The following is a 13,947-nucleotide window of genomic DNA, read 5'->3' as shown; positions in this document are numbered from 1 at the left end:
GTGTCAGCACATGCTTATAAAAAGAAAAATCCCGTATGGGATTGGCTCACTACCGTTGACCATAAGAAGATCGGGATCCTTTATCTCGCTTCCGGTGCGTTCTTCTTTCTACTCGGCGGTTTAGAAGCTATTTTACTACGGGTGCAGTTGCTTTATCCAGAATTTGATTTCGTAGGCGCTGAAACATTTAACCAGCTGCTTACTATGCACGGAACGACCATGATCTTTTTGGCCGCCATGCCCCTCATATTTGGGTTCATGAATGCGATCATCCCGCTCCAGATTGGCGCGAGAGATGTAGCGTTTCCTTTCGTAAACTCTCTTGGTTTCTGGCTTTTTACTGCAGGTGGTATTCTGCTTAACCTTGGTTGGTTCCTTGGCGGAGCTCCTGATGCAGGGTGGACGGGGTATGCACCACTCTCGACTACCAGTCCTGGTAATGGCGTAGATTTTTACGTGCTGGGACTTCAGATTTCAGGTATTGGTACTTTAATAGGGGGAATAAATTTCCTCGTTACAATTATTAACATGCGTGCACCGGGTATGACATTCATGCGTATGCCGTTGTTCACATGGTCTAGCTTTATTACATCCGGTCTTATTCTTTTTGCATTCCCTGCGCTTACAATTGGTCTTGCTCTTCTTATGTTTGATCGTTTGTTTGGTTCTCAGTTCTTCGCAGCTGAAGCAGGTGGTAACCCGATTATTTATGAACATCTATTCTGGATTTTCGGGCACCCGGAAGTTTACATTCTAGTGCTTCCAGCATTCGGAATGTTCTCAGAAATTATAGCAACATTCGCTCGGAAGCGTCTTTTTGGTTATTCAGCAATGGTTTTCGCAACAGCTCTAATCGGTTTCTTAGGATTCATGGTATGGGTTCACCATATGTTTACAGTTGGACTTGGTCCGATTGCTAACTCCATCTTTGCAGTTGCAACAATGCTCATCGCAGTACCAACAGGGGTGAAAATCTTTAACTGGCTCTTTACAATGTGGGGAGGAAAAGTTAGCTTCCCAACAGCAAACTTATTTGCAGTTGGATTTATTCCTTCTTTCGTACTCGGTGGAATGACAGGGGTTATGCTTAGTGTTCCACCTGCTGACTACCAGTACCATGACAGTTACTTTGTTGTTGCTCACTTCCACTACGTTATTGTTGGTGGGGTAGTATTTGGACTATTCGCAGGAATGTACTACTGGTGGCCAAAGATTTTTGGTACAGTATTAAACGAATTCCTTGGAAAGCTGCATTTCTGGTTATTCTTTATCGGATTCCATTTAACATTCTTCCCGATGCACTTCCTTGGTTTAATGGGAATGCCTCGTCGTGTTTACACATACCTTTCTGGACAAAGTCTTGATGAAGCAAACTTTGCGGCGACAATGGGTGCGTTCTTAATGGGACTTGCTACAGTAATTATGGTTTGGAACATTATCCAAACATCTGTTAAAGGTAAAAAAGCTGGAAACGATCCGTGGGATGGAAGAACACTTGAATGGGCAATTTCTTCACCAGCACCAGAGTATAACTTTGCTCAAACGCCACTTATACGTGGTCTTGATGCATGGTGGCTAGAAAAACGCGCGGGTAATAAAGAAATGATTCCTGCTGAACCTCTGGATGACATACACATGCCTGATGCTTCAATTCTCCCGCTTGTATTGTCAGCTGGCCTGTTTATTGCAGGTATTGCGGCTATTTATTCAAACTGGGTGATTGCAATTGGTGGGCTTGTTATTACAGCGGCAGCTATGATCCTTCGCTCAGTCATTGATTATCATGGCTATCATATTCATAAAGAAGATTTGCCTGCTGAAGGGGGGAAAGGCAAATGAAAGCTAACGAAACACTGAGCAAATTGCCTGCTAATCCGGAACGGGCTACGTTAGACGGTAAAAACAAATTTCTTGGTTTCTGGTTTTTCCTTGGAGGCGAAACCGTGCTTTTCGCCTCGCTTTTTGGGGTATACTTAGGATTAAGGAATGCAACAAACGGAGGAGTATCAGCACAAGAATTGTTCGAGCTTCCCCTTGTATTTATCGCGACGATGCTTCTTCTTACAAGTAGTTTGACGTCAGTATTTGCAACAATGGCTCTTAAAACAAATCACTTTAAACGTATGATTGGTTGGTTTGTGGTAACTGGACTCTTAGGGCTTGCGTTCCTTGGACTTGAGATTTATGAGTTTAATCATTATGTACATGAGTACGGGCATACGATTAAAAGCAGTGCTTGGGGTTCTGCATTCTACACGCTTGTCGGAACACACGGAGCTCACGTATTTGTTGGTATCTCATGGATTACACTCCTTATTATCCGTAACCTAAGACGTGGAATGGACCTGTATACGGCACCAAAGTTCTATTTATTTGCCCTTTACTGGCACTTTATTGACGTTGTATGGATTTTTATCTTTACAGTCGTTTACTTAATGGGAAAGGTGGGTTAATTAATGGCAAATCATGAAGGCACTGAAACGTTGTCAAAACATGATCAAAGTCATCTCGACATTCACCATAAGATCGCTCATGAAAAGGAATTCAAGCAACAGCTCGTTTCCTTTGCAATGATGATCTTCCTTACGATGATTGCATTTGTTGCGGTCGCAAGTGATGCGATCGGTGATGCGTTCACTGTTATTTTCATTATGATCCTTGCAGGAATTCAGCTGGTTTTTCAGCTTTATATGTTCATGCATTTAAGTCACAAAGGGCATCAGTACCCTGCTTGGGGGATTTTCTTTGGAGTTTTCGTCGCAGGCACTTGTGTCGTAGCTCTAATGGGAATGATCTGGTAGAACGATTGAAAGAAGCTGCTCAAAATGAGCAGCTTCTTTTTTGCATTAGAAAAGCGCGGCGTGTGCCGCGCTTTTGCTATAGTTTAAAGTTCATTTTGATTAAACCAGCTTCTCTTGCAGAATTAAAGGCAATTAATAGAATTGGGCCGATGATAAAGCCCATAATTCCAATCAGTTGCAAACCAATATACATCGAGATCAATGTAGATAATGGAGAAAGTCCGATATGTTGTCCCATCACTTTGGGTTCTACCGTACGTCGAATAACAAGAAGAACAACAGCTAATATGGCTAGCTGGCTACCCGTAGTGATATCTCCAATGATTAAATAATAAATTGCCCATGGACCTAGAATAACAATTGAACCGATGATCGGTATGAAATCAATAACCCAGATAATGAATGCCATTAGTAATGCCACTTTAGGTGTAATCATAAGGAGGCCAATTAAACTGACGACGAAAATAATAATACTAACAAGGAATTGTGCTTTAAAAAATCCAAAAATGACATAGGATAAGCGACTTGTCATGAATTGAACTTTTTCAGCGGTTTGTTCTGATAAGTACGAATAGCTTTTCCTCTTCAACCTTGGAAGGTCCATAAGGAATAAAAACAATGCAATTAAGTACACGAGAATACTAACAAGGTAATTTGGGATGCCTGTCACGATGATGGTAATGATTTTTAAGTAATCGATTCTGCTAATCGTATTTTTGGTGTTTTCAAGGAAACGTTCAATTTGATTCGTAAATTCCTGAACGAATTCAGGTGGAAAGCTTTTCGAGACTGCTTCCATATTTGTTTCCATGCTCTCCCACATCCGAGTGATGTTTTGTATGTATACCGGGGAGTTTTCAACCAGGGCGATTCCTTCCGTAACAACCTTTGTGATCAGGAAGTAACCCAATAAAGCAATAAGGATAACAAATAGGGTGAAGACAATAATAACCGGAAAATACCTTTTTAACTTCGTATTCTTCTGAATCAGCTTAACAGCAGGGTCAAGTGCAAGAGCGCTGAGGAAAGCAAGAATGAGTGGAATAGAAACGGGTAAAATCCAGAACGCTATTATTACAAGAACTACAATGATAAGTAACATAATGAAAAAGCGTTTTGAGAGGAACTTTGGCAATCTTGTTCTCCTTTCTAAGTCAAACCATCTATCTATATTATAGTACGGACGATTATGCTTTACCAGTAGAGAGCAATGAATAATAAGGACATAAATACTTTTTGTCTCTTCATACAATATAAAATACGGCAGGTAAGAAAGGGGACAGATCAGCATGAGAAAACAACTTAAACAGGGAACCCTTTCCATATCAGAGAATGTGATCGACTTTATATTGGATGTAGCAGTTAAGGAGACAGAAGGGGTAGAGCTTATTTCATCTCCAGTGAAACATACGTTAAAACGTATGATTCGAAAGGGGAGGACCTCTGTTGTCATGCAAGATGAGGAAGAGTTTAATTTATCGCTGCGTGTAGAAGTTGCAATAACATTTGGTGAGAACATCCCGTACACTTGTTTAATGCTTCAGGAAAGAATTAAGAATGATGTTGAAAAGATAACAGGGCTTGATGTGTACGAAGTGAACTTGTTAGTCACAGGTTTGCTTTTAAAGGAGGAAGTGGAGAAGATTTAACTAAATAAAAGAAGATTTAAAAACCCCGTCAAACAGGTTTTAAAGGAACTTTTTCCTGATTTGATGGGGCCATAATAGCGTTATTTGGAAATGAACATCTGAGTCCAGTAATGACCGTATGAGCCACCTGATACGTAACCCACACCGATCTGGGTATAACCTGGATTCAAGATATTTTTACGGTGACCTGCACTATTCATCCATGCTCTAACGACTTCCTCTGGAGTAGATTGACCAGCTGCTATGTTTTCTCCTGCACTTCGGTAGTTTACCCCGAAATTTTTAAGCATTGTAAAAGGAGAACCATATGTTGGCGATTGGTGTGAAAAATAATTTTTATTTCTCATGTCTGCAGATTTGTATCTTGCTATCCTTGCAACTTGCCAATCCCATGTTAATGGTGCAAGTCCATTTTTGGCTCGTTCCTGATTCGTTAAATCCATAACCTGCTGTCCCACGTCTTTTGATTTATTAATGGACGGGTTTGCAGTTGGCACGTTGACCTGGTCGCCAGGATAAATCAGATCCGGATTCTCAAATTGAGGGTTGGCGCTGATGATTTCAGTTAGCCCAATTTTATACCGTTTGGAAATCTTCCATAGCGTATCACCGGATTTAACGGTGTATGTAGATTGACCAAAAGCGGTATCTGGCATGAATATACCAGATGCAAAAAGCAAAACAATTAACATCGTAACAAGTTTTTTCATCTTTACATCTCCTTTCGTATGTAGTGTGACCACAATTAATAAAATTACGCTAATTGATTCATTTCTCTACTGAATTAATTTATGTCAATGATGGAGAGTATAATTCTGACAGTATCGTACTAAGTAAACATTGCAACGACAGTGTCCCTTATACTATTATTAGAGAGTGGAAGTGTTGTGAAAACAAAGGAGGCAAACGAATAATGAAATTCGAGAATTCAGGTCTGGAATCTGCGGTTGTTCAGTTTTCTATATTGGACCACATTATGCATGAAAACGGTTTAGTATTAGCTGGTCAGTGGGATTATGAGCGAGTTACATACGATTATAAATTTGAAGATATGACAAATGGTGATGTATATTATCTTCGTGTACCTGGTGTTGCCATTGAAGGAGAAGTTGAATCTGCTTACGCTGTGATCAAGCTTGGTAGGCCATATGTGGGTAAACATTATTATCCTCATGGGGTAGAGTATGATGAAGAATTTCCACAAACGATCGTCAACACATGCATCAAGAAACTTGAAATCGTTCGTGATCAACTCGGATCAGCTTTGCAGAAAAGCATGGTTTCTGTGGGAGATTTAGCAAGACACGTGACGCCATTCAAACCCGATGGTAATATCTTTGAAGCAGCGGCAGTAATGAAAAATGAGAACGTTACAATTGTTCCTGTATGTGATGAAAACGATCGTCTACTTGGTATCGTAACAGACCGTGCCATCGCAGTGAGCGGCATTGCTGACAAACAAGCAGGTTCTGCCACAATTCAAGAAGTGATGGAAAAGCCATCAATGGTGCTATCACCAGAGATGAAGCCTGAAGAAGCAGCGGCATTAATGAATGAATCCCGCCTTACTGAAGTAGTAGTCGCTGATGTAGATCGTTTTATTGGAATTGTTTCCTATTTCCATATAAAAGAGAAGACAAACGCATAAAGTGAAACTTCCATAAGAGGGGGGTTACTGCCTCTTAATGGTAGGATAAATAGAGCCTATGGGCTCTTTTTTTTGGAATTTGGGAGGTGTTTTTACTCGACTTGCACCATTCCTTTGTGTTGCGATTCTATTAATGGATAAGGCATAATAGGATGAAACGGAGGCGATCCAATGATAAAAAATGTACTTCGCTTCATTATTCTTATAGCCCTGGTTATTGTCTCAATGAATGTTTACGAACGTATAGAGTGGAATCAGGTTCTCCCTGAAGTCGAGCGAATCATAACGGAAGAAGATTTTGTATTAGATGAGACCGCGGAAGAAAAGGCAACTGAGACGGTTGTTGAAGAGAAAAACTTACCGCCGTTAACTGGGGTTGAAAAATGGATCGGAGAAAGTTCTGATGCTATTACAAGCAATCTTGGAAAGCCAGACAGAATTGATCCTTCCGCATATGGCTATGACTGGTGGATTTATGAAGAATCTAACACAGGGTACCTTCAAGTAGGAATTGAAGAAGGTCGTGTGGTGACCATTTTCTTTATGGGAAATGTTGTTGCGGGTGAGAATTACCCTATGGGTGAACAAGCTTCAACTGTTTTTAGCGATACCAGTCCGGAGGGAGAAGTGGCGCTTAGTATTAACGGAGATGATTACCGATTCCAGCTGTCTGAAGAGGAGAAGCAGCTTAAACCGTTAATGGCAATCAATAATGGTCTTTTTGCTCAGTATTATTTTGATAAATTCAATGGGAAATTAAGAGCTGTGAGGCTTGCTGAACCACATGTACTTGTTAAACAAAAGCCTTATGCTGTCTCTTATCGAGGAGAGCTGATAGAAGCTGAACCTCTTTCTGATGAAGAGTGGAAAAGTGTTCAGGCTGCTATGGAAAAGCAAATCTTTGGGATGACCAATGTCCTTCGTCAACTTTCTAACAAGGAAGTGCTTGTATACAATGATGAAGTTTCAGAGGTAGCAATCGGTCATAGTAAGGACATGCAGCAAAATAATTACTTTTCTCATACTTCTCCATCAAAAGGGGAGCTTTCAGATCGGTTAAAAAAAGGCGATGTGCTTTATAGCTATGCTGGTGAAAACATCGCTGCAAGATACCCAGATGCAGGTGCAGCAATGCTTGGATGGCTTAATAGTAAAGGACATCGTGAAGCGCTACTTAATGAAGAGTTCACAGATATAGGAGTAGGAGTCTACAGAGAATACTACACACAGAATTTCATTAAGCCTTTCTAGGGATAATCATGAAGTTTCCGGTAGCCGTTGCGATGATTTTCTGGTCATCGCGATACACGTTTGCCTTGACAACCCAGCGTGTATCACTTTTATAGACAACTTCTGAGCGACATCTTATTTCACTCCCTGTGCCTTTTGCTAGGTAATGAATGTTCATCTCGGATGTAACGGCTGCTTGATTTGAGGAGAGAGTCTGGTGAACTAGAGAACCCATCGCTATATCGATAAGGGATGCAGTGATGCCGCCATGTACGATGTCTAGTGGATTATGAATTAGCTCGCGATTTGGGATGATACTTTCGTAGGTATTTTCATTTAGCAGCTTGCTTTGAATACCCATATACCCAGCCAAATAAGTTTTATACTGATCTCTTTGTTTTTTCTGAACTCCTGTTAATAGTGATACTAGATTTTCTTTATCCTTCTCTGTCGCTTGATCGAGTAATTCTGTTAGTAGTTCGTAGATCTGGTCGTTTGTCTCGTTCATATGACATCCCTTTCCTATTGAGTCTCGTTCCTTTTCATTTTACCAGTCTAAATCAACATCTCAAATAAATAGGCGCACAATTGTTAAAAGTCTAATTATGATGTAGTAAGACCATATTGGTTAGGCTAGCAGATGGAGGGTAGAGAGTATGCCTGATGCAAAGGTGAATAACAATCAAAAGGTTCAGGAATTTAAGACGTTCGTCAGAGCCCATCCTCATGTATTGAAAAAGGTGAAGAGCGGGGACAAAACGCTTCAGGAACTGTTTGAGGAGTGGGTACTTTTCGGTGAAGATGATGAGACGTGGTTCAATGAGGAGAAAAAAGCTCAAGAAGACGAACACGCTGATGACAGTGGAAACAAGCTCAGTGGGATGCTATCAGCAATTAAACAGATGAATTTTGAAGAAGTACAGCGAGGTATTGAACAATTTAGCGGGGCTGTGTATTCCATTCAAGAGGTGCTATCACAATTTCGTTCAAAACCAAAGCATCAACCTCCCTATATGGACTCACATTCTCCATTTCCATTTCGTCATGATTAGGGGGGACCAGGATGCGTGAAGAAGTGCAGGCGTTTCTATCGACACGACAGGATCTGGTTATTTTCTTAAGAAATCAGCCTGTCTGGTATCGGCGATTAAGCCGTGAACCTTATGCACTTAAAGAATTTGAAGAAGCGTCAAAAGTATTTTATGGTCAAACCTTTCCGCAGAAAGTCGATCGATTCCAGAATCAGTTGAATATGGTAAATATGATGTTAGCGTTAATGACCCAGTTGAAAAATTAGGGTCTTTTTTGTTTGCGTTATTCCGCGTTCGATCACGCATTGTTTTTTTCATCATGAAAAGAGTGAGATTGGGCACACTTTATAACAAAGGAGTGTGTGTTAACAATGCGGATTAGTTTAAGTAGTGGTAAACAGCTTCTAATCATTTTGCTGATGGTTGCTTGCTGTGTACCTGTTGTCGGGTTTAGTGAGTCTTTTCAGTCAAATGTAGAAGCCGGTGAGAAGACTGATCCGGTTGTTGTGAATCACCGGACGAAAGGGGCGGACGTATTTGTTGAATGTGTGATTCCTAATTTCACATTTGATAAACAAAATGAGACGCAAGAGTATTATGGCTCGATTGATGTTTATATAGATGGGAAAAAACATCAAACTGTTCAACAGGCTGCATTTATTCTCCATAACCTGCCGGAAGGGAAACATACTATTCGTTTGGATATCATGCGGGAAGATGGGGGGAGGTACATCTCCCTAAATGAATTTAAGGTAGAAATTAAATAAGTCTCACGAATGAGACTTATCCAACCGTTATGAAATGATTTTGAAAGGTGCTGTTGGTGGTACAATAGGGGGGAATTGTTCCAATAAATAGTTGAAAATCATTCTTTCAACATGGATCCCCCGCTGAACGAGGGCCTTGTTACCAAATAAACAGTTAAATTCTAAGAAATAGAACTTTCCATTAGCAACAACGACATCAAATCCTGCATGATTAATGCCAAGCGCTTTTGCTGTTTGATCAACAAGCTGAAGTGCTTCGTCAGGTATGCTATGGAAAGAAAGCTTTCCTCCCTGTGCAACGTTATTATGAAACGAATCTCCCCCTATACGCCAATAAGCAGAAACGACTGAGTTCCCTACATAGACAACGCGAAGGTCTTTCTCAATTGGTAAATATTCCTGAACATAAAGGACATCATTGTTCTCAGCGTAGGTGATGAATTCTTCCGCTGAGTTGATAAGAAAAACGCCTTTCCCCATTGAACTGCGTACTTCTTTTGCGACAAACGGAAAAGGAAATGTATCTAAAATTCGTTCGATAGTTTCGTTAGATTTTCCTGCTATTTCTGTATACGGCATAAGATCATTTGAAATCGACCAGAATGCTCTTGTCATCTCCACTTTATCAAAACCTAGTTGGATGGATTGGATTGAGGGGAAAATGGTTTTATTCAAGCCATAGACAAGAGAGTTCACCTGCCATTTTTCCGGGAATAGAAGCACATCCGCTTCGCGAATATCATGAATTTTTTTAAACATGTGATCGGGTTTTACGTAAGAAATGCCTGGCATACCAAGGGTACGAAATGGATTAAAGGTAAGAAGTTTCAAAGTTATCATTGTCTTCCTTTCTAAGATAGAAACACACACAAATCTAGAAAATTATAGAACTGATTACAGAAAAAGTCAATAACCAAATCGTGGATTAAAAAGTCGGTTATTAATGAGAGACTGGTCAAGCCCTTCCTTGAGGTGGTAAGATAAGGATGGAGGTGTAAGTATGATTGCTACTCTCGATAGTGTAATGATTTTAGACCAGGCTGAAGAGCTTGGATTTTTGATAAAAGATTCAGAAGTAGCTCATGAATATCATGAGGCAAGAAGGCAGTTATCTAAAAACAGGGAAGCCCAAAGGCTGATCAAGCGTTTTACTGAATTGAAGGAACTGTATGATGAAGTTCAGCGATTCGGTCGATACCATCCTGACTTTATGACTATTACCGTGCAGGTCCGTGAAGCTAAGCGCGATATGGATCTTCATGAATCAGTTGCTTCGTTTAAAAAGGCTGAAACAGAACTTGAAGGACTTCTGGTTGAGGTATCTTCCCTACTTGCTGGTGAAGTTTCACCCTCAATTAAAGTACCATCAGGAAATCCTTTCTTCGACAATCAATCCTGTGGAGGAGGCTGTGGCTCTGGCGGCAGCTGTGGATGTGGATAACCAGAGCAAATTGCTCTGGTTTTTCAATTTCGAAATCGAATACAGTCAGGACAAAGGTTACCGCAGCAGAACATTTTTTCCTGAGGCACTAGAAATCGAACACGGTAAACAAGAAGAGTTTTTTCTTCTCGAACGAAGGAGTATTCCATTCTTAATTGTTTGCCTCTCATCACACGTGCGGCTTCTATTTTAATTAAGGTGTCAATCGTAGCTTTTCGGATGTTCGTATTTAATGTAAGATATAGAAAAGGAATCCCGGTGATGTTCTTTTTATAAACAGAGCGCACGGTGTCTGAGCTGGATAATCTGTTTAGAAATGGTTCCCAGATATCATCAAGGTTCATAGGATCGCATCCTTTCTCATACACAGTCTACTGTTATCCTAACTGAAACATACTAAAATGACCATCGCTCTGTTCATTCTTGCTACCATACAGCGTTCAGATTGAGGGAGACGATTTCATTAGCAAAGGGGAAGCATGTCATGTTTGTAGAACGAGTCGGCTTAGCAGTATATATACAGTCACTGAAACATGCTAAACAATTAAGAAGATTTGGTAATGTACATTATGTTTCTTCGAAACAGAAGTACGTTGTGATTTATATTAATCTTGATCAGCTCGAGACGACAAAAGAGCGGTTGAATTCTCTTCATTTTGTAAAACGAGTTGAACCTTCAAAGCGTCCAGAGGTGCGGACTGAATATCAGAATGCAAAGCCTGATAAAGCGAAAGAGTATGATTATAAAATGGGTCTGTAAAAGTCATTCCATCTGGGATGGCTTTTTATTTTGCTTACGGTATGGTGATGATATTTGGCTCATTTTACGCCCTGATCGGAAGGGACGATTAGACAGGTTTGGGTTTTGCGTGTAAATCGGTTGATTATTTCGGAGATCGAAGGATATAATGGTCGGGTTAAAGGATGTGACTAGCTTGAGTCGTTGGAAACGAAATGTGTGGATATTGTTTGTTAGTCAGTTTCTAGTTCTTGGTGCAATGACGATGATTATGCCGTTTCTTCCGCTTTATTTACAGGAGCTTGGAGTAGAGGGGGACAGTCAGATTAGTCTCTGGTCTGGTGTGATCTTCGGCGCAAATTTTTTAACAGCCTTTTTATTTTCACCTTTCTGGGGACGTCTGGCAGATCGTCATGGACGCAAGCTAATGGTGCTGCGTTCGGGCTTCGGTATGGCACTTGTTATTATATTAACCGGATTTGCCACAGGTCCCTGGTCCTTGCTTGGTTTACGGTTATTAAACGGAGTTGTTTCAGGTTTTATACCGGCCTCGATTGCACTGGTCGCGACTAACACTCCAAGAGAGCATGTAGGTTATGCGCTTGGGACATTAAATTCAGGCGCAGTCGCTGGTGCAATATGTGGTCCGCTATTTGGAGGCCTGATGGCAGAGGCGTTTGGATTTCGAATGATATTTAATTTAACCGGTTTTTGTATTTTACTTGCTGCACTTGTAGTCGTGTTTCTTGTAAAAGAAGAGACAAAGCCTGAACCGACTATGGTAGTGGAGAGAAGTAATGCAGTCAAAGATTTCAAACGGGTTACGGTTCGCTCACCAATGCTACCGCTTCTATTGGTTGGGTTTCTTGTTCAGTTTGCTCTGCTCGGTATGAATCCACTCATTCCGTTATTCGTTCAGCAGCTTACTTCCGGAGCGAATGTGGCTCTTTTTGCAGGGATTGCAGCGTCAGTGATGGGGGTAGCGAACATGGTCGCCTCACCAAAGCTCGGGAAAATAGGAGATCGAAAAGGAGCCCATTATGTATTGTATTATTCTCTAATTGGGGCAGCGGTCTTTTCCATTCCGCAAGCTTTCGTTCAGGAATTATGGCAGCTAATCGCACTTCGATTTATGCTTGGATTATGTATCGGAGGACTTCTGCCATCTGTTAATTCGCTTGTGAAAACTCTATCGCCTGAAGGAATGGAAAGCAGAACATACAGCTTCTCTAACAGTGCCGTCTATTTGGGGAATCTACTTGGCCCCGTGACGGGAGGAGCAATTGTGGCGCTTGTAGGCACAAGAGGCCTTTTTCTATTCGCAGGCATTATTTTACTCCTGAATGTCGCTTATGTGAAACGGAAAGTATTGCCAGTGCTAGATCGCAGACAACGTAGGTATGAAGCAAATGAAGTACCATCGTAATCTAAGAAAAGCAGGAAACAGGGGTTCTGCCCTGCTTCCTGCTTTTTTTGCTACTACTGTGTTGAAGCCACCTATAAGGAATAATAAAACCCCCACCACAGGAACGTTCAATCAAGACGTTTAGGCTGGGGTTAACAGTCCCTAATCTTCAGAGGGATGAAGTGAAAACCACCCACAAATGGAAGTTTCACTTAAAAAATCGTTTCACTATTGAAGAGGTGGAATGAGGTTATTTAATCGAAGGATGCCAATGATGTAATTGTAATACAGTTCTTTTTCATTAAAATCATGCGAGGGTTTCACTTCAATCGGAATGATCGGCACATCAAGTGTGGCGCTAATTTCCTCAAATAACTGCAGACGCTTAACAGATGGCTCTCTTGCAGGGATACCCTCTCTGCATATGTAAAGTGGCTGAAGGTTTCCTTCACCTGCTGGTTTCAATACGACGACAGGTGATACCACTTCGCGGTTTTGTTTGTTAGTCTTTAATACCAGTAAACGATGAACACGGTGCGAATTGGTTCTTGCAAGTTCAACAAGTTCATAAATATCAGAATAGCCCTCGCCAAGTTCAATAAAGCGTTGAATCATGGTGTCACTCTCCTTTCAGTCTGGAAGAAATCCTTTCATAATGTAGCATGAATTGTTAATGATGGAAAGGATAAAGCGTTTGCATTAGAATAAGAAGAAAGGAGGTTCTTCTATTGGGATCGATTCTGCTTCTGGTAACGGTAGTAGTGGGCTTGCTTTATATGTACTGGAAAGGAAGAAATGCTGAAGAGGAAACCATCGACAAAAATCTTATACAGGGTTTAATCATTGCAGATATCGTCGCTGTCCTTGTGATCCACGGGGTAATTACCGCTGCTGAGGCGGAAATGTTGTCAGATCAATCTCTTGCTGACGTGGAGAACTATTTAGTTAACGAGACAAACATTTCAGCAGAAGAGTGGGGAAACTGGATTCATCATGGTTGGGCTGGCCTTCACGCGGTCGAGATGCCGTTTGATCTTGATCCGGGGTGAATCTCTACAAAAAAATACCCGCAGGAGAAACTTCCTGCGGGTGCCTTAAGCCGTTAGGCCAAGGCAAATGGGAGAGGAGAAACCGGAGGAAGAACTTATGGGGAAACGTAAGTCTTCTCCGCGGTTGACAGCACCGTTTTGACGATACTGCTACGTTTAGTATCGCCAGCCTCAAATGGTTTATACA

The 13,947-nt window shown here is 41.1% G+C and carries 19 protein-coding genes and 1 pseudogene; 14 read left to right on the top strand and 6 right to left on the bottom strand.

Annotated features, from left to right (window positions below):
• From ctaD to ABFG93_RS02935, 3 genes are read left to right on the top strand one after another with little or no spacing between them, the layout of a single operon-like run.
• The gene (gene ctaD / locus ABFG93_RS02945) at positions 1 to 1,839 is read left to right on the top strand and encodes a cytochrome c oxidase subunit I (RefSeq protein ID WP_347550506.1); all 1,839 of its coding nucleotides are present in this window, start codon (positions 1 to 3) and stop codon (positions 1,837 to 1,839) included.
• A complete protein-coding gene (locus tag ABFG93_RS02940; protein WP_347550504.1) occupies positions 1,836 to 2,453 on the top strand; it encodes a cytochrome c oxidase subunit 3 in 618 nt (205 codons plus the stop codon). Before ctaD ends, ABFG93_RS02940 begins: the two co-directional genes overlap by 4 nt.
• A gap of 3 nt (positions 2,454 to 2,456) precedes the next feature.
• On the top strand, positions 2,457 to 2,801 hold the full coding sequence (locus ABFG93_RS02935; RefSeq protein ID WP_347550503.1) for a cytochrome C oxidase subunit IV family protein: 345 nt from the start codon (positions 2,457 to 2,459) through the stop codon (positions 2,799 to 2,801).
• 76 nt (positions 2,802 to 2,877) lie between these two features.
• Here the strand turns inward: ABFG93_RS02935 and ytvI are convergent, their stop codons facing one another.
• Positions 2,878 to 3,936 carry a sporulation integral membrane protein YtvI gene (gene ytvI / locus ABFG93_RS02930; RefSeq protein WP_347550502.1) on the bottom strand — a complete coding sequence of 353 codons (1,059 nt, stop codon included), beginning with the start codon at positions 3,934 to 3,936 and terminating at the stop codon, positions 2,878 to 2,880.
• Between the two features lie 154 nt (positions 3,937 to 4,090).
• On the opposite strand from ytvI, the gene ABFG93_RS02925 reads away from it, so the two are divergent.
• A complete protein-coding gene (locus tag ABFG93_RS02925) occupies positions 4,091 to 4,450 on the top strand; it encodes an Asp23/Gls24 family envelope stress response protein (protein ID WP_347550501.1) in 360 nt (119 codons plus the stop codon).
• 80 nt (positions 4,451 to 4,530) lie between these two features.
• On the opposite strand, the gene safA is transcribed toward ABFG93_RS02925, so the two are convergent.
• Complete coding sequence (gene safA / locus ABFG93_RS02920) at positions 4,531 to 5,160, bottom strand: SafA/ExsA family spore coat assembly protein (RefSeq protein WP_347550500.1); 630 nt, start codon at positions 5,158 to 5,160, stop codon at positions 4,531 to 4,533.
• Positions 5,161 to 5,363: 203 nt separating this feature from the next.
• Here safA and ABFG93_RS02915 point away from each other — a divergent pair.
• The 3 genes and pseudogenes from ABFG93_RS02915 to ABFG93_RS02905 form a co-directional block, all read left to right on the top strand.
• Positions 5,364 to 5,705: pseudogene (locus ABFG93_RS02915) on the top strand (YugN family protein); the annotation flags it as partial.
• A 21-nt stretch (positions 5,706 to 5,726) separates the two neighbouring features.
• Positions 5,727 to 6,098 carry a CBS domain-containing protein gene (locus ABFG93_RS02910; RefSeq protein WP_347552738.1) on the top strand — a complete coding sequence of 124 codons (372 nt, stop codon included), beginning with the start codon at positions 5,727 to 5,729 and terminating at the stop codon, positions 6,096 to 6,098.
• Positions 6,099 to 6,269: 171 nt separating this feature from the next.
• Positions 6,270 to 7,349 carry a CAP domain-containing protein gene (locus ABFG93_RS02905; protein ID WP_347550499.1) on the top strand — a complete coding sequence of 360 codons (1,080 nt, stop codon included), beginning with the start codon at positions 6,270 to 6,272 and terminating at the stop codon, positions 7,347 to 7,349.
• On the opposite strand, the gene ABFG93_RS02900 is transcribed toward ABFG93_RS02905, so the two are convergent.
• Entirely contained in the window at positions 7,336 to 7,836 is a 501-nt protein-coding gene (locus ABFG93_RS02900) for a PaaI family thioesterase (RefSeq protein ID WP_347550497.1), read from the bottom strand. The two genes, ABFG93_RS02905 and ABFG93_RS02900, sit on opposite strands and share 14 nt — an antisense overlap.
• Before the next feature lie 148 nt (positions 7,837 to 7,984).
• Between ABFG93_RS02900 and ylbD the strand changes: the two genes are divergently transcribed.
• The 3 genes from ylbD to ABFG93_RS02885 all read left to right on the top strand — a co-directional run bounded on the left by ylbD (position 7,985) and on the right by ABFG93_RS02885 (position 9,126).
• A complete protein-coding gene (gene ylbD / locus ABFG93_RS02895; protein WP_347550495.1) occupies positions 7,985 to 8,380 on the top strand; it encodes a spore coat protein YlbD in 396 nt (131 codons plus the stop codon).
• 11 nt (positions 8,381 to 8,391) lie between these two features.
• Positions 8,392 to 8,625, top strand: a complete 234-nt coding sequence (locus tag ABFG93_RS02890) for a YlbE-like family protein (RefSeq protein ID WP_347550493.1) — start codon at positions 8,392 to 8,394, stop codon at positions 8,623 to 8,625.
• A 105-nt stretch (positions 8,626 to 8,730) separates the two neighbouring features.
• Complete coding sequence (locus tag ABFG93_RS02885) at positions 8,731 to 9,126, top strand: hypothetical protein (protein WP_347550491.1); 396 nt, start codon at positions 8,731 to 8,733, stop codon at positions 9,124 to 9,126.
• A gap of 27 nt (positions 9,127 to 9,153) precedes the next feature.
• On the opposite strand, the gene ABFG93_RS02880 is transcribed toward ABFG93_RS02885, so the two are convergent.
• Complete coding sequence (locus ABFG93_RS02880) at positions 9,154 to 9,966, bottom strand: ATP-grasp domain-containing protein (protein ID WP_347550490.1); 813 nt, start codon at positions 9,964 to 9,966, stop codon at positions 9,154 to 9,156.
• Positions 9,967 to 10,126: 160 nt separating this feature from the next.
• Here ABFG93_RS02880 and ABFG93_RS02875 point away from each other — a divergent pair, with 160 nt between their 5' ends.
• Positions 10,127 to 10,567, top strand: coding sequence for a YlbF family regulator (locus ABFG93_RS02875; RefSeq protein WP_347550488.1), 441 nt, complete (start codon positions 10,127 to 10,129; stop codon positions 10,565 to 10,567).
• 23 nt (positions 10,568 to 10,590) lie between these two features.
• On the opposite strand, the gene ABFG93_RS02870 is transcribed toward ABFG93_RS02875, so the two are convergent.
• Positions 10,591 to 10,911 carry a hypothetical protein gene (locus ABFG93_RS02870; protein WP_347550487.1) on the bottom strand — a complete coding sequence of 107 codons (321 nt, stop codon included), beginning with the start codon at positions 10,909 to 10,911 and terminating at the stop codon, positions 10,591 to 10,593.
• Positions 10,912 to 11,051: 140 nt separating this feature from the next.
• Here ABFG93_RS02870 and ABFG93_RS02865 point away from each other — a divergent pair, with 140 nt between their 5' ends.
• Positions 11,052 to 11,327, top strand: a complete 276-nt coding sequence (locus ABFG93_RS02865; RefSeq protein WP_347550486.1) for a YlbG family protein — start codon at positions 11,052 to 11,054, stop codon at positions 11,325 to 11,327.
• 175 nt (positions 11,328 to 11,502) lie between these two features.
• Positions 11,503 to 12,732 (top strand): MFS transporter, encoded by a 1,230-nt coding sequence (locus ABFG93_RS02860; RefSeq protein WP_431522037.1) that lies wholly within the window; start codon positions 11,503 to 11,505, stop codon positions 12,730 to 12,732.
• A 207-nt stretch (positions 12,733 to 12,939) separates the two neighbouring features.
• On the opposite strand, the gene ABFG93_RS02855 is transcribed toward ABFG93_RS02860, so the two are convergent.
• The gene (locus ABFG93_RS02855) at positions 12,940 to 13,326 is read right to left on the bottom strand and encodes a DUF7147 family protein (protein ID WP_347550484.1); all 387 of its coding nucleotides are present in this window, start codon (positions 13,324 to 13,326) and stop codon (positions 12,940 to 12,942) included.
• 113 nt (positions 13,327 to 13,439) lie between these two features.
• Between ABFG93_RS02855 and ABFG93_RS02850 the strand changes: the two genes are divergently transcribed.
• Positions 13,440 to 13,760 carry a hypothetical protein gene (locus ABFG93_RS02850; protein ID WP_347550483.1) on the top strand — a complete coding sequence of 107 codons (321 nt, stop codon included), beginning with the start codon at positions 13,440 to 13,442 and terminating at the stop codon, positions 13,758 to 13,760.
• Positions 13,761 to 13,947: the final 187 nt, after the last annotated feature.

It is taken from the genome of Pseudalkalibacillus hwajinpoensis (genome assembly GCF_039851965.1).
GTDB lineage: Bacteria > Bacillota > Bacilli > Bacillales > Guptibacillaceae > Guptibacillus > Guptibacillus hwajinpoensis_E.
The sequence above is the reverse complement of the archived record's forward strand: the minus strand, read 5'-3'. Positions and strand labels throughout refer to the sequence as shown.